Origin of the sequence: Mesorhizobium sp. M7A.F.Ca.MR.245.00.0.0 (assembly GCF_003997415.1) — a bacterium.
GTDB lineage: Bacteria > Pseudomonadota > Alphaproteobacteria > Rhizobiales > Rhizobiaceae > Mesorhizobium.
Window position 1 is genome coordinate 24,600 of record NZ_RZTE01000052.1, and the last position, 13,660, is coordinate 38,259.

18 protein-coding genes and 1 pseudogene are annotated in these 13,660 nt (G+C 61.1%); 9 read left to right on the forward strand and 10 right to left on the reverse strand.

Annotation, left to right across the window (positions count from 1 at the left end):
- Window positions 1-12: 12 nt before the first annotated feature.
- The 3 genes from EOB80_RS30885 to EOB80_RS30895 all read right to left on the reverse strand — a co-directional run bounded on the left by EOB80_RS30885 (window position 13) and on the right by EOB80_RS30895 (window position 1,139).
- Window positions 13-249: a DUF982 domain-containing protein gene (locus tag EOB80_RS30885; protein ID WP_023813818.1), complete on the reverse strand. Its 237-nt coding sequence runs from the start codon at window positions 247-249 to the stop codon at window positions 13-15.
- Window positions 250-344: 95 nt separating this feature from the next.
- A complete protein-coding gene (locus tag EOB80_RS30890) occupies window positions 345-788 on the reverse strand; it encodes a GFA family protein (protein ID WP_127270773.1) in 444 nt (147 codons plus the stop codon).
- Window positions 789-959: 171 nt separating this feature from the next.
- Complete coding sequence (locus EOB80_RS30895) at window positions 960-1,139, reverse strand: DUF3606 domain-containing protein (RefSeq protein WP_127331691.1); 180 nt, start codon at window positions 1,137-1,139, stop codon at window positions 960-962.
- Window positions 1,140-1,883: 744 nt separating this feature from the next.
- On the opposite strand from EOB80_RS30895, the gene EOB80_RS30905 reads away from it, so the two are divergent.
- Window positions 1,884-2,312, forward strand: a complete 429-nt coding sequence (locus EOB80_RS30905; RefSeq protein WP_127321670.1) for a DoxX family protein — start codon at window positions 1,884-1,886, stop codon at window positions 2,310-2,312.
- Between the two features lie 41 nt (window positions 2,313-2,353).
- Here the strand turns inward: EOB80_RS30905 and EOB80_RS30910 are convergent, their stop codons facing one another.
- The 3 genes from EOB80_RS30910 to EOB80_RS34885 form a co-directional block, all read right to left on the reverse strand.
- A complete protein-coding gene (locus tag EOB80_RS30910) occupies window positions 2,354-2,659 on the reverse strand; it encodes a hypothetical protein (protein WP_023813813.1) in 306 nt (101 codons plus the stop codon).
- A 73-nt stretch (window positions 2,660-2,732) separates the two neighbouring features.
- Window positions 2,733-3,002, reverse strand: a complete 270-nt coding sequence (locus EOB80_RS30915) for a hypothetical protein (protein ID WP_127331692.1) — start codon at window positions 3,000-3,002, stop codon at window positions 2,733-2,735.
- Between the two features lie 160 nt (window positions 3,003-3,162).
- A complete protein-coding gene (locus EOB80_RS34885; RefSeq protein ID WP_206516860.1) occupies window positions 3,163-3,624 on the reverse strand; it encodes a hypothetical protein in 462 nt (153 codons plus the stop codon).
- A 179-nt stretch (window positions 3,625-3,803) separates the two neighbouring features.
- Between EOB80_RS34885 and EOB80_RS34890 the strand changes: the two genes are divergently transcribed.
- From EOB80_RS34890 to EOB80_RS30935, 3 genes are read left to right on the forward strand one after another with little or no spacing between them, the layout of a single operon-like run.
- The gene (locus tag EOB80_RS34890) at window positions 3,804-4,211 is read left to right on the forward strand and encodes a hypothetical protein (RefSeq protein WP_245466483.1); all 408 of its coding nucleotides are present in this window, start codon (window positions 3,804-3,806) and stop codon (window positions 4,209-4,211) included.
- Between the two features lie 5 nt (window positions 4,212-4,216).
- The gene (locus EOB80_RS30930) at window positions 4,217-4,639 is read left to right on the forward strand and encodes a hypothetical protein (protein WP_245466484.1); all 423 of its coding nucleotides are present in this window, start codon (window positions 4,217-4,219) and stop codon (window positions 4,637-4,639) included.
- Complete coding sequence (locus EOB80_RS30935) at window positions 4,560-5,255, forward strand: terminase family protein (protein ID WP_245466485.1); 696 nt, start codon at window positions 4,560-4,562, stop codon at window positions 5,253-5,255. Before EOB80_RS30930 ends, EOB80_RS30935 begins: the two co-directional genes overlap by 80 nt.
- 211 nt (window positions 5,256-5,466) lie before the next feature.
- Here the strand turns inward: EOB80_RS30935 and EOB80_RS30940 are convergent, their stop codons facing one another.
- Window positions 5,467-6,261 carry a hypothetical protein gene (locus tag EOB80_RS30940; protein WP_127331695.1) on the reverse strand — a complete coding sequence of 265 codons (795 nt, stop codon included), beginning with the start codon at window positions 6,259-6,261 and terminating at the stop codon, window positions 5,467-5,469.
- A 580-nt stretch (window positions 6,262-6,841) separates the two neighbouring features.
- Here EOB80_RS30940 and EOB80_RS30945 point away from each other — a divergent pair.
- Window positions 6,842-7,141, forward strand: a pseudogene (locus tag EOB80_RS30945) (terminase family protein); the annotation flags it as partial.
- Between the two features lie 2,437 nt (window positions 7,142-9,578).
- On the opposite strand, the gene EOB80_RS30955 reads toward EOB80_RS30945, so the two are convergent.
- Genes EOB80_RS30955 through EOB80_RS30965 form a run of 3 tightly spaced genes read right to left on the reverse strand, consistent with a single transcriptional unit; the run spans window position 9,579 to window position 11,937 of the window.
- Window positions 9,579-10,760, reverse strand: coding sequence for a hypothetical protein (locus EOB80_RS30955; protein WP_127331697.1), 1,182 nt, complete (start codon window positions 10,758-10,760; stop codon window positions 9,579-9,581).
- 4 nt (window positions 10,761-10,764) lie between these two features.
- Window positions 10,765-11,202 (reverse strand): hypothetical protein, encoded by a 438-nt coding sequence (locus EOB80_RS30960; RefSeq protein ID WP_164762788.1) that lies wholly within the window; start codon window positions 11,200-11,202, stop codon window positions 10,765-10,767.
- Window positions 11,203-11,226: 24 nt separating this feature from the next.
- Entirely contained in the window at window positions 11,227-11,937 is a 711-nt protein-coding gene (locus EOB80_RS30965; protein WP_128309390.1) for an FkbM family methyltransferase, read from the reverse strand.
- Between the two features lie 244 nt (window positions 11,938-12,181).
- On the opposite strand from EOB80_RS30965, the gene EOB80_RS30970 reads away from it, so the two are divergent.
- From EOB80_RS30970 to EOB80_RS30985, 4 genes are read left to right on the forward strand one after another with little or no spacing between them, the layout of a single operon-like run.
- Complete coding sequence (locus tag EOB80_RS30970; RefSeq protein WP_127331699.1) at window positions 12,182-12,892, forward strand: glycosyl hydrolase 108 family protein; 711 nt, start codon at window positions 12,182-12,184, stop codon at window positions 12,890-12,892.
- Complete coding sequence (locus EOB80_RS30975; protein WP_027035106.1) at window positions 12,889-13,107, forward strand: hypothetical protein; 219 nt, start codon at window positions 12,889-12,891, stop codon at window positions 13,105-13,107. The genes EOB80_RS30970 and EOB80_RS30975 overlap by 4 nt, the downstream gene beginning before the upstream one ends.
- A 1-nt stretch (window position 13,108) precedes the next feature.
- Window positions 13,109-13,342: a hypothetical protein gene (locus EOB80_RS30980; protein WP_127331701.1), complete on the forward strand. Its 234-nt coding sequence runs from the start codon at window positions 13,109-13,111 to the stop codon at window positions 13,340-13,342.
- Complete coding sequence (locus EOB80_RS30985) at window positions 13,327-13,512, forward strand: hypothetical protein (protein WP_127331703.1); 186 nt, start codon at window positions 13,327-13,329, stop codon at window positions 13,510-13,512. Before EOB80_RS30980 ends, EOB80_RS30985 begins: the two co-directional genes overlap by 16 nt.
- The last annotated feature ends 148 nt before the right edge of the window (window positions 13,513-13,660 follow it).

A 13,660-nucleotide genomic window follows, 5' to 3' on the forward strand; every position in this document is an offset into this window, starting at 1 on the left:
CCTGTTTTCCATCTACTGGAGGAGTTTTGCTTCGCGCGCGGCGTCGATCATCGCCCGCATCGCTTTTTCCGCTGGCGTCCAGCCATCCAGCGCATCGCGGCAACTGCGCAACGCCGCCCGGTAGCGCCGTCCCTGGCCAGCCGGCCAGTCGCCGAGGCATTCCAGCCCTTCCCAGGCGCTGCGGATGATGCGCTCGCGCTCAGGCGCGAATTTTAGCCTGATGGGGCGGGGAAACATCTTGTCGTTCAATGGTCGTCTCCATGATTGCCGCAAGTGTCGCTGGCGACATGCGTGAGAGGCGATCGGTAACGTCGGCGGCAGGACAGGGTTCCCTTCCCAGGAGATCAAATCTCGGCGTCGATGTCCGACAGCGATCTCGGCGTCGGCGCTTCGGCGCTGTGCTGCGCTGGGCGGTCATGCTCGAACTGTTCGGTGCCGGGCAGAGCGTGCAGCCAGGTCTCGCGCCTGGAGGTCCACAATTCATATTCGGGCACGAGATCGGTCGGCGCGATGTCGAGGCTGCCGATCGCCACCTCGGCCTCGTTGTCGTCGACCCAGGCGACGCGGCCGCCGCATGTCGGGCAAAAGCTCCGCGTGCCATAGGAGCTGACGAGGCCGGTGGTCTCGAAGGCCTCGCGCGGCCAGATGGCAAAGGCCGAATAGACCGAACCGCCGGCCTTGCGGCAATCCTTGCAGTGGCACAGGCCAACGCGCAATGGCGGGCCGTGAACCTCGAACTGCACGCCGCCGCACAGGCAGCTGCCGGTCCTGCGTATGGTGTCGGACATGGCGACCTCCCTCAATGCGTGGCGCTGCGGGCCGGGTGGGACAGATGCTCGTCTGCCGTTTCGTTGGCCAGGATGAGAAACCGGGAAAAAGACATCCTGTTCACCGTACCACCAGGCCCGGTTGACACGGCCCGCAGCATCTTCAACGCCGCCCAGGCGAAATGGTTTCGGCTAGCCGCGGGCCGCCATATGGGCGTCGAGCTTCTTGCGCGAGGGGCCGTAGCGCTTAATGATGGTCTGTGCCTCGCCTGGCGGGATGCCGTATTTGCGGGCAAAGGCGGCAACCTCGTAGGGCTCTTCGCTCGAGACCTGCTTGCGGTCCTGTTTCGTCTTCGACTTGTCGTCAGCCATCTCAGGCCTCGCTTTCTGTTGTCGGGGACGCGCAGCCTTCGGCGCCCGCGATCAACACGACATAACACAGATTGGCGCCGCCGGTTCCACCAGACGACACGGCCTGGGCTGCGATAGGCCTGTATCAGGCCGAGGGCTGCATGGGGTCGGCGGCGGCAGCGTGGTCGCCGTCACATTCGGAGCATGCCGCGCTGAGGCCGGGGCAGCCGCGCCGGTGCGTGCCGGCGGGGCAGCAATGGCCGTTGGAACTCGTCCAGCGGGGGCATTCGAAGACCTGGCCAGCGCCGCCGCAGCCGCTGCACTCCAGCGGTGCCGACCGCTCGCCATGAGATGTCGCCCCAAACCTGACGCTCGTGCGCAAATTTCAGCCCACCCAAAATCCCTGCACCGACACACCGGTGCATTAGCCCCGACTAACGATATCACGTCCGTGATTACCAACAAGTTTCAACATCGCTATGCGCCGGAAAGCCGTCCGGGCCGGCGTGTCGTCAGGCCGGCTTCAGCCGCATCGCGGCGAGATACATGAGCGCCGAGGCGGCCTGCCCGCGGTCCCAGCCGGCGGCCTCGACCTTGCGGAGCAGGGCGTCGAGATGCGGATCAGCCCTTGCATTCCTGTTCGTAGGCGGTGTGACGCTTCGAAACCCCTCTGCGATCCTGTCGAGAAAAATTGGCCTGATGTGTCGGACCTGGCGCCGGTCGCGCGTCCTAGGAGCGATCAACCTGCAAAGCTGGAGAACGAGCATGTCGTCGCAAATCACTCAATCACCGTGGCAGACCGCGGCCCTTGTCGTCGCCCGGCTGATCTTCGCCGGCGTCTTCCTGATGGCCGTGACCTTCAAGTTCATGGGCATGGACGCCACCGCCGGCTATATCGCCGCTGCCGGCTTCCCATTTCCGCTGTTCCTGGCCTGGTGCGCGGCGATCCTGGAAGTCGCGCTGGTGCTGTGCTTCCTGACCGGCGCCTTCTTCTCGCAGGCAGCCCTGGTCGCCGCCGCCTATGTGCTGTTCCTCGGCTTCGCCTTTCACGGACCCAGCCACTGGGCCGACAACCAGGCCGAGTTCGGCTTCTTCGTCGACCATTTTTCGTTCCTGGCCGGACTGCTGTTTGCGGCCGTACATGGACCGGGCAAGGTGCTTTCGCTCAATTCGGGATGGCCGGGCAGGGCTTGAGGCGTGGGCAGCGGGCCACCGCGGACGCCCGCCGGCCCCGCTCACAGCTGGTCGTTGTAGGGTTCCTTTATCTTGCCGACCATGCGGGCCAGCTTCGAAAAAGACGGCATCTCCGCCTCCGGCTGGCACTGGTTGGCGAGTTCCAGCAGCCGGATCGGAAAGTTGACGGCGTCGCGGCTTGACGCGGACATGCCTTCGGACCGCTCCTGGTTGGTCTCGCCGGCCTCGGTCTTGCGCAAGGCCAGGTCGATCTCCTCCGCCGTCAGCACCCCCTTTTGAACCAGGAGGCGGTTGATCGAGGCGACGGCCATCAACAGGCCTTCGAGTTGCAGGTTGGCGACATTCATGGCGATTGCTCCCGTGGCTGGGGTTGAAACGCGCGAGCGGCATTTCCGCTCCAGAAAGGCTGCGGGCGAACGCCTATTCCTGCGTCAGCCGTTCGCCATATTCGCGCCACAGCGCCTTGACCTCCAGGTTGCCGAGGCTGCCGATCGAAACATCCCCACAGCTGATGGCGACGGCGCCGATGTCGTATTGGGGGTAGGCGTTGGCGACGAAACGGATGGCTTCGCCCAGCGAACGCACGCGGATGACTGGATCGGCCTGACCCTGGCCGGTGCTGCGCACCCCGGAAACCGTGGCCGGTGCATGCCGCATCCTGAACACGGATGCCATGGCTGGTCTGTCCATCGTCCTCTCCCACAAGGCCGTGCGACGGGAATCATTCCATGAGCTTCGACGAATGATTTCACACCTGCCGGCCTGTGACCAGCCGCCGGCAAAAGCAGGGTTTTACGCGCTTGCCAGCGTCGCTCCGAGTGGGAGTTCCGACCGGTCTAGGAATTTTTTCTCAGAAAACGGTTGACGGGGTGAGTGCAGCTATGCTACATTTTTGTCCATGGTGCTGAGTTGCGCCACCGACCCGCCGCCGAGGCGGGTTTTTTGTTTCTGGCTTTGTGCTGCCGTATTTTGCGAGACGTTTCTCGTCGTCAGTCGAAGGTTGAAACCGGCATTCGCTTGACGACCCGAAAGGTGGCTCCTTGGACGACAAAACGTCAAGGCATGTCCAGCCGGTCACGAAGCGATAATGTGTTGCCGGGTGCTGCGCGAACTTCCACGTCTCGGACTGCATTGTCTCAAAGGTGGCGCCTTCGACTCGATAGGCGAAGTGATGAGGAATGTTACCTTCCCTGGGCGTGTTCTCGTGCTCGGTGCTTAGCGGCATTTCGTCGAGGATCCGGATGATCACCTGATTGGTGAACAGAACACGCAAGACATGGTGTTCGTCGCCGGGGATTATGAAGTCGGCCACGACCGCGTCATTTGTCCAGCGCAATTCGTGCAGGTCGCTTTGGACGCAATCTATCTCGGGGGTTACTCTGATCGGATGGTATCGAGGCAATCGGACTCGCCTTCTATCTTGGCCATCAGCCACCGCGACGCCGCCGCCTTTGATTGAACCAAATTACACCAGTCTTCAAGAGGCTCACGATGACCCGCTACGCCACCATCATCACCGATGCTGACGGCCAGGAAATCGTCAGCGCCATTGGCGAATTCGAGGGCGCCGCACCGCAGCCTCGTCTGGGGCGTGTCGAGCAGGTCGCACCCGGCGTAAAGATCGGCATGGTGCGGGACGAGGCCGGCGGGTTCGGGTTCCCGCAGGCCGGCATCGCCGGGCACCTTGTCGGGTCTGGTCATGGCGCGTCTCAGGGCGCGGGCCGGCGTGGCAAAGCCTGTCGCGGCGGCAAAGCCTGCCGACGCGGCAAGGCCAAAGCGCATCCAGGGAGCCAAGAAGCGGACCAGGAAGAAATCCGCTCGTTCAAAGAAACCGGCCAGCCGGGCCGGATCGATGCCGAAGCCCGGCATTCCCGCTGCCAACGCCGTGGGTGGTGGTGATGTCCATGACTGAAAAGACAGCCGCCAGGCCACGCCGCAAGCCGGCGAGACGCAGGTCCGCCGCCAAACCGGCCGCGACACAGAAGCCGCGCCGCAAGCGCGCCAAGAAAACACTGGGCGACGATTTCCTGGCCGCCGTGCGCGCCGATTTCCGCACACATGGCGCCGGCGTCATCGCCGAGGTGCGGGCCGACAAGCCGGATCAGTATCTGAAGATCGTGCTGTCGGTGCTGCCCAAGGATTTCGATGCCACGATCAACCAAATGGACGGCCTGAGCGATGACGAAATCCGCAGCCGCATCCGCGCCCTCGAGGCCGTCGTCAAGCCGTTCCTCGAAGAGCCCGGCGATGTCCGTGAAGACGGAATATCTGGCGCTGATGGCCGAACTGGACAGACGGCGCCGGACCAATCAATTGGTGGCCTATAGACCGTATCAACGCCAGGCCGAGTTTCACGCAGCGGGCGCCCAGAACCGCGAGCGGCTGTTCATGGCCGGCAACCAGCTCGGCAAGACCAGGGCAGGGGGCGCCGAATGGGCCATGCATCTGACCGGCCGTTATCCCCAGTGGTGGCAAGGCAAGGTGTTTGACTCTGCCGTCAGGCTGTGGGCGGCCGGCGTCACCGGCGAAGGCACGCGTGACAATCCGCAGCGCGTGCTGGTCGGCCCGCCGCAGCAGCAGGCGGCCTGGGGCACCGGCATGATCCCGGCCGACGCCATTGTGCAGACCTTCATGGGCCGCGGCGCACCGGGCGCGCTCGACAGCGTCGTGGTGCGCTGGGGCGGCGGCGGCGACGTGCAGACCGACGAGTCGGTGCTGTCGTTCAAGAGTTTCGAGAAGGGCCGCGAGAAATGGCAGGGCGAGACTTTACACGGCGTCTGGTTCGACGAGGAACCGCCGCTCGATATCTATTCCGAGGGCCTGACCCGCACCAATGCAACGGGCGGCATCACCATCGTGACGTTCACGCCGCTGCTTGGGATGTCGGACGTGGTGCTGTTGTTTTTGTCGGCGGGAGAGGTGGAGCGGATGGCGAAGGGGTGATTTCGCGCTCGCTCGCGCGTTTCCTTTCCCTTGTGGGGGAAGGTGGATCGGCGCGCAGCGCCGAGGCGGATGAGGGGTGTTCCAGCGAAGTGGAACGTTGGCCTTCCCGGGACACCCTCATCCGACCTCGCTTCGCGAAGCCCTTCTCCCGCAAGGGGAGAAGGGGAGGCAGTTCTCACCCCGTCACTTCCACTACCGCTCTGCCACAAATTCAGGCGGTTGCCGGCAATGATGAATGCCAGACCGCATGATGCGAAATCTGGTTGTGCTCGATGCAACTGGCTGCCAGTTTGCTGATTTCAGGATCGGCCGACGCCCGCGCCCATTCGACGAAGGCATCGACGACCACCAACCTTGCGCGACCGGCCAGCCCAAGACCGTAACGCCGCACCACCGGCTCGGAATGGTCAAGCATCTTGCGGATCATGGCTGATACATCGTCCCGCCATTGCTCGGAAATATCCGAGATGACCGAAAACGCCGTTTGCGGCTTGAGCAAAGCGGCGTGCTGGCGCGCAAGCCTCAACTGCCAGTCCCGGGCAAAGCGGACGAACTGGACAGCTCCCATGCGCACGGCGTCATGCTCATCATCAAGAGCAAACAGGGCCTGCGCCAGGTACTCGCCATGGTCACGCGTGCTGCACCGCAAGATGGATTCCACGGCATCGAAACGCGTGCGCGAGTTGCTATCCCCAAGCAGTGCGGCCAGTTCGCTCACCATCGAACTTATGTTCTGGTTTTGAAACGTGGCCAGAAACGCGCCCGCCGCTCGGGTCCGGGCGTTGGGCGATGTCAGAAGGAGACGAAGGCTTTCCAACGGCACCGTCCTGCCAAGATCGGCAAGCAGGTCGCTGGCTAGCGCGCCATCGTGTTCATCGGTGGACGACAGCAGAAGCTGCAGGATCTCCGGGCCCGTCGGGGCATTTGTCGATTTGCCGAGCGGCAGCAGGATCTTGCCGCTTTCGCTGAAATAAAGATGAGCAACCTCGCTGTCCTCGGCGGACAAGCGCATCGCGTCGAATAGATCTGTCATGGCAAAGAGTGGCTGCCCCACCCGCGTAGAGTAGAGGCCGCGCGGAAGGCGCCGGCCCAAGACGCATCGGCTTCACCGATGCGGAGACGAGCCTTAGCGCATATCAACGTAGAAGAAAAGACGCGTGCCGCAAAAGGTGGTCCGCATCAAGCGCCGGGCAGTATGATGCCGGGAGGGCTTATGGGTATTTGCTGCCCGCAAGCTGTCTGGCACGGGCCTTGGAATCGGTTGCTTTCCGGGTTAGCGGTTGGCACCATATTCTTTCATCACCTGTAATCTGATTGTACCAGACATTGCATACTTTGTTTGGTGTGTCGGGGATACAAACCTTGCGTTCGAACCCTGAAGAATTGGCGTACATCTTGCAGGTTTTCTTACTCGTATCATATGGAACGTTCGATTGGCATGCTGACGCGCCGGCGGCAATGGCCACAACGATTGCTATGCGGATCATGTATCTCCCCCAAATTCGCCAGCAGCTTTGCATTGATAAACAGTATTATCAATGGCGGTTACTCGTCCTGGCAAATAATTTAGGCAGATTGATATGTCCCGACACGTCACCTTCATGACCATCGACGATGCCGCGCACTACACGCCGCAGGAGCGCGCGGCGATCGTCGCCGCCTATCCGGCGCACGAGCGCGAGGCACGCGCCCGCGGCATTCCGGTGCTGGGTTCGGGCCGCATCTTCCCGGTGGCCGAGGCGCTGATCGCCTGCGAGCCGTTCCGGCTGCCGCGCTACTGGCCCAGGCTCGGCGCGCTCGATTTCGGCTGGGACCATCCTTCGGCCGCGGTCGAGCTCGCCTGGGATACGGAGGCCGATGTCGTCTATGTCACCAACGGTATCTATACGGTAAGCGAAGGCCGATGGTTCCGCGCCGCCGATGCCCGCACCGGGCGCACCATGCAGAAGGGAACGACGGTGCATGTCCAGCAGGGCAACGCCTCGGCTGATTTTGTCTTTGCCTTCCAGACGCTGAACCCTGTGATCGGCACCGATGACATTGTGCTCTCGTTCTACCAGTCCGACGACACCGTCGGCGATATCCAGGCAGCCGCGCAAGGCATCATCGACCAAGCCCAGGCCGCTGCGGACGTAGCGACGGGCGCCATGACGACGGTGATCGATCCGCAATTCGCGACCAAGGCGCCCGCCGAGGCATTTTACCCGCCGATAGCACCCACATACATCCGCACCGCCTTCTACGACAGCTCTCAGGTGGCAGGCAGCGGCGCTGTGTACCGCAAGAATGGAACGAATGTCGGGGATTTGGTGATCACGCTGAGCGATGGCATGACGAAGACAGGCTATACGCTCGCCTCAATTCCGGTGGCGGCATCAATGCTCGGGGCGCGTGGTGGCGGTGCGAATGCCACGGCTGCTATCAGTGCACTGCTCGCGGGCAGCTATCCGCATGTGCTGATTGACGGCTCCTACCAGACCGACGGCAACCACACGATCTCGACAGCGAAGAAGCGCGTCGAATGCCTGGGTGGCTCTGCCCTGATCCTGCGCGCGCCAGTCGGCACCGTTACCGGCCACCATCCCGTCATCGATATTGCTGCCGATGACGTCCTGATAGACGGTGACCTCACGATCGATGGTGGATCACATGCCGGCTACCAGGCTTCTATCGGTATTCGCGTCGGCCTCTCCACTGGTGCACGCCGGAAGCGGCCGACAATCCGCGGCGTGAAGGTTCGCAATCTTGGCCTTGCCGGTGTGATGGCGCTCTGTGTCGACAGCCCGACGATTGAGGACATTGACGGCTATAACATCGTCACGCCAACCGGCGGCGAGTTTGGCGACACGGTTTACGTGGCCGGCGTCCGCAAGCCGATCGTGCGCAACATCCGGTCGGCGAAGTGCAAACGCGACGGTGTCGTGTTGACCTATACGGGAAATCTAAACACCACCGACGTGTTGGTCGATGGGGTTTTCGCGGACGCACATCTCGACAACCCCTCCGCCGGTGTCTGGGTGGAGATGACCGGTGCGCGAGATCCGAGAGGGATCATAACTAACGTGGTGGCGAATGACTGTCTGGTTGGCGTAGCCGCGACTGACGCCAACAGCGAGATCGTTATTTCGAATGTCAAGGCAATAGGCAACCGGCTCTCCGGTAGTTCTGCCGGTAACGTCTTCGGCGTTCAGATTCAGTCGGGCCGGCTCGATAACTGGTACATCGATCGTTACAACACCGCCCTGCAATTGGAGCCAAACGGCGAATTTCAGTTCGCCCTCAGCTCGCAAGTTGGATCGTTTGCGACTGGCGAAACGGTCAGCGGCGGCACCTCTGGCTCCGCCGGAACCCTGCGATTCCAACATTTTGAAATCGTCATCACCGGTTCAACCGTCGACTATGAACTCGGTGAGACGGTGACAGGCGGTTCATCCGGCGCGACGGGCATCTTGGTCGACTTCTTTGCCAACGTGCTAAGGGTCTTGCCGATAAGCGGGACGTTTCAGGCCGGTGAGACAATCTCTGGAGGCACCTCTGCGATTGCCAAAACAGCAAACAGCGCGACCCGGCGCATCTATGTGCGCGGTTCGGCCGGCATCTTTCCGGCTGGCGAAACGATCACGGGCGCAACGTCAGGTGCCACAGCCGTAATCGCCGCGCCCTACCAGACGCCTCTTGCGATCGGTCCGGGCACGTTGATGAACTGCTCGACCGACGCCGTCGTCGTTGCGAACGTAGTGACACCGGCGAGCCTTAGCCTTTCTGGCATCAGGGGAAACACCCAGTCGCATGGCATCCGGTTCAACCTTTCCGTGGGCCAACGGCTGCGCAAAGCCAGTCTCAGGGACATCGCCCTGAAAAACTCGACCTCCATTGGCGTTGCTTTTCGAGTAACCACCGGCGGCGCGATAGACGAAATGCTGGTCGATGGCTTTGACATGACGGAATGGGTTGGTGATGGCACCGGCAGTTCCATCACGGCCGGCATCGTGACCAGGTTTATTGGCGGCAACAATCCCGGCCTGCAGGGGACGTCGAGTGTGCCGACCAATCTGACCGTCAACACAACGCTGTCCGGGCTTCACAACCGGGCACTCTGCCACAACAACGGGGCCGGCGCGACGCGGACACATACGCTGCCGCCTGCCGTGCCTGGCCTTCGGATCGGCTTTGCCGGAGTACACGCAACCCATGTCATGAACATCGAGCCCAACGGGACGGACACGATCAAGGGCGGCGGTGCAGGAAAATATCTCATTCTCGATCCCGGCGAGCGTGTAACCCTGGAGGCCTATACGGTAGGACTTTGGGTTGTCAGTTCGGCTATCGGCTGGTCAGGGGATTTCGAAGCCTAGGATGAATTCGCAACTTTGCGGAAGGGTACTGCGTCATGCCTAAGTTGATCGTTGCGAGGATGACGAAAACTAGAGGATACGTCAGCTTCAATTTTGTGGCCAACAACACGACCGACAGGCCAATGCCCAAGAGCGGCAAGCTCAACAAATACATGGCAATCCCTACAACTGCCCATAAGCCGTATCGGAGCAGAAAGTCGAGGCCAACGCCGAGATAGCCAAATGTGAAGAACATCGGTATCTGACTTTCGCTTAGGCCAAACAGCGTTATCCGCTGGTAGGAAAATGCCCACTCCATCATCTGATCGTGCTGCGTGCCTTCGATATAGAGTTGCGATCTTGTTTCAAGATTCAGCAACGCCCAATATATAATGATTGAAAGCAGCGCTATGCCGACAGCGGCGACAAGAATCCTCCATCTTCGAACGGCAAAAAATTGGTGGAGCCCAACAATTCCGCAGAACATTGCGACGAACATCATGCCGCCCAGCGACATCGTCGCGATCGCTGAAAGAATGCCTAAAATTGAGACCTTCGAGAGCTTGCGCGAAAGGGCATACTCGCCAGCAAGTAGGCTTGCGATCATAGTCGAATGGGTACCCGGTTCATTCGACAAGCCTGCAAAGCGCGGCACTCTGCCGACGGCAAGCTCAAGTCCTTTCTTACTCATGACCGTCTGGTCACCAAGGCCAAGACTTGCAAGCGGGTCAAAATAAGTTCGGAACGCCACGAAATAGAAAATCTGGAACAGGACCATAAGCGCGTGCGCAGCGATCGCCCATCGCAAACCAACCAACAAAGGACGACTGTCTTTGGCAAAGCAAGCTGGAACGAGGATGAGAGCCAAGCTGCTGCCAATAGTGCCTAGGACTGCTTTAGTGCCGCCATCTTCGGTGAAAGTTCCGCACATCCCGACTAGTAGGAAAGCAACGATCCAAAAAGAACTCGCTTTGACCGGCGCATTTAATAGCGGGATCAGCATGAGAAGTCCGAGGTAGCAAAAGGCGGCTACCCCGAATTGAGTCAGATAGACACTTTGCAGACTCATTGCGATGACGGCAGAGACGGCGTAAATTGTCTTCAGTTTGTCAGAAAAGGTCGACTGGCTAGCGATTTGAATACTTTGTGTTCTTGCGTAATAGTGTGACATGATGCTAACAGGACTTGTAGATAGGGATCGTCCCGCAAAGGATGCCGGACTCTGTCAACGCCGTTGCCAAGTCAAGCGCACCGTCAATCTTGCATTGCGCTACGATAAATCTACCCAAGGTTGCCACCGTCTTCCCATCGCATGGGGTGCCGCCGCCAACAGGCTTACATTTCACATAGGCATTTTCATAAGAAAGCCTAACGCTCTGGGCTGCTTTTTCCGCAGACGTTGTACCTGATGGCCTAACTCCACAGAGAACAATGGAAGTGCCATCCACCTCGAACGAACTAGCGGTGAGCACGGTCAGTCGACCTTTGATGTCCTTTATTTCTGCAAGCTTCGGCACGGCTTTGGGAGCCTTGGGAGTAGCGAATCTTAGGACGCCGATAGTGATGACCGATCCAAGTCCGACGGCAATGGCAATGAAAGCAATTGGTCTCACGGCTGTCTCACCTCGAATCGGCTATCACTGCGCCTTTATAAACGCGATTGTTCCCCCAGTTCGGTCTAACTCTGTAAATCCACGCCTGGTTATGTTCCGCTCCAACTCTCGCGCTTCGGCATGACCCGTCAACTTGGGGTGGAACTCGATAATCAGCTTTTCAAATAGCTCAAAATGGTTCGGCGGAATGCTCGTTTCGGCACCTTCGATATCCATGATCAAGACATTTGGCTTGAACGGAAGGTCTGAAATGATTGTCGGGATTGAGAGCATAGGTACGGTGAGCCGTTCAGCTTCGTTGTCCCGACGTAGTGCGCTGGATGACCAGAAATTCTGGCTGATACCGAAACTGATAGAGCCGTCGGATGGACCGACAGCGACGGTCTTGAGAACGGGCAGGCTGATCCTATTGAGGCGAAAATTCTCCCTCATGGATGCCTCCAGACGCGGGTTTGCCTCAACCATGCAGTAGTCTTCGATGCCGATGTCGATCATGCAGTTCAACGCCATGAAGCCGATCGCGCTACCGGCCTCCAGAACCTTGTCGTGGCGACTCAAAAAGCGCGAAGCCAGAGCCGCATCTTGATCCTCGTAACCTCTGGCCATCACGTACCGCATGCGGCGGGAGACGGTATCCAAAGACAGGGTGATGTTCCGGACTGTTACCGTTCTTCTGCCGGCGGTAAGAATTTCAAAGCCAACATCGCGCACGTTCCGGATAGCTTCCAAGATCATCTCGGCTCCTTACGAGCTGGAATCAGCAGCCGAAAGTAAACGCGCCGGCCCTGCCTCTGGCAAGGTGCGTGACTCATATCCAGGGCTTGCCCGATTCAAGGTCTTCTCCGATTGCGGACTCCTGATCATCGCATCGCTCTGCACATCGACTGAAGCGCCCGCGTTTTCCCGCCTCGCATTTCCTTGACCGTGAGGTTCCTCCGACGGTCTCCCCGACCATAGTTCAATCACGAAAGGAACCACCATGGACCGCAACTTCGCGCGGGCGCTTGCGCTTGTTCTCAAATCGGAAGGAGGATGGTCGGACAATCCGGCTGACCCCGGCGGCGCCACCATGAAGGGCGTGACGCTTGCCAGCTTCCGCCGCTATGTGAAGGCCGACGCGACGAAGGCGGATTTGCGTGCGATCAGCGACGCGCAGGTCGCCACCGTCTATCGCCGCTTCTACTGGGACGCTGTGCTCGGCGCCGAATTGCCCCATGGCGTCGACCACGCTGTGTTCGATTTCGCCGTCAACAGCGGGCCTGGCCGGGCGGCCAAATATTTGCAGGCGGCCGTCGGCGTTGCGCAGGACGGGCGGATCGGACCGGTCACCGTCGCGGCGGCCAAGGCAAAGCCGGCCGGTGTGACCATCGATGCGCTTTGCGATGCGCGGCTGGCGTTCCTCAAGCGGTTGCCGACATGGGCGACGTTCGGGCGCGGCTGGTCGGATCGGGTCAGGTCAGTGCGGGTTCAGGCCCTGCTGATGTCGGCGCAGCGCCCCGCGGCACCGGTGACCGCGTCGCCGCCGGCCAGGGTCGAAACATCGCCCAATGGGGCGTCGTCGATCAAGCCCTTGCCGCCGGCGCCCGGCGGCAAGGCGGCTGCCGCGGCCGGCATCCTCGTTCTCCTGGCCGGAGCGCTCGCTGCCTTCCGGCATCAGGTCGCCGATTTGTTCGGGAGCCTGTTTCGATGAGATGGTTCAACACCAATGCGCTGCACAATCTCCTCAACACGCTGATCGCCATCATCTGCGGCGGCGCGCTCGCCGGCTTCGACTGGACGCTGCTCGGGGTGAGCGACCGCACCGCGCTTCAGATCAGCGGCGCCATTGCCCTTGCCAAGATCATCATCAACGCGGTGCGTGACGGGCCGCGCGGCATGGTCGCGCCGCCGGCCAAGGAGACATGAGATGGGAACACTCACCCTCGCGCTGCTTGGCCAGGCCTGGCCGTATCTTCTGGCAATTGGCGCCGCGCTTGCCGGTGTCTGGACGGCCTATGCGAAGGGCAAGGCCAGCCAGAAGGCCAGGCAGGATGCCGCCGACGCCGCGGCGCGCACCGAAGCCCAGAAGATCGACGATGCCGTCGCCGGCCGGACGCCGGACGACAACAGAGGGAGGCTGGCCAGATGGTCAAAATCATAGCGCTCTCGCTGCTGCTGGCCGGCTGCACCACATCAGGCGGGTCGTTCTGCGTGGCCGGGCATCCCCTCCGGCCGACAAGGGCGGAGGCGGCGACCCTTTCCGACGCGTCGGTGGCGGCGATCCTGGCTCACAACGAAAAGGGCCAGAAGCTTTGCGGCTGGAGGCCATGATGAACGATCTTTTCGACCTGCTCGGCATCAAGGGACCGGTCGTGGCGGCGAGGCCACCATTTCGCGCAGCTTGTAGCGATGCCGCGACAGCGCGCGCAGAACGCCGCCGGCGAGGCCCGCCGCCACGACCGGTCCCTTGATGCCGAGC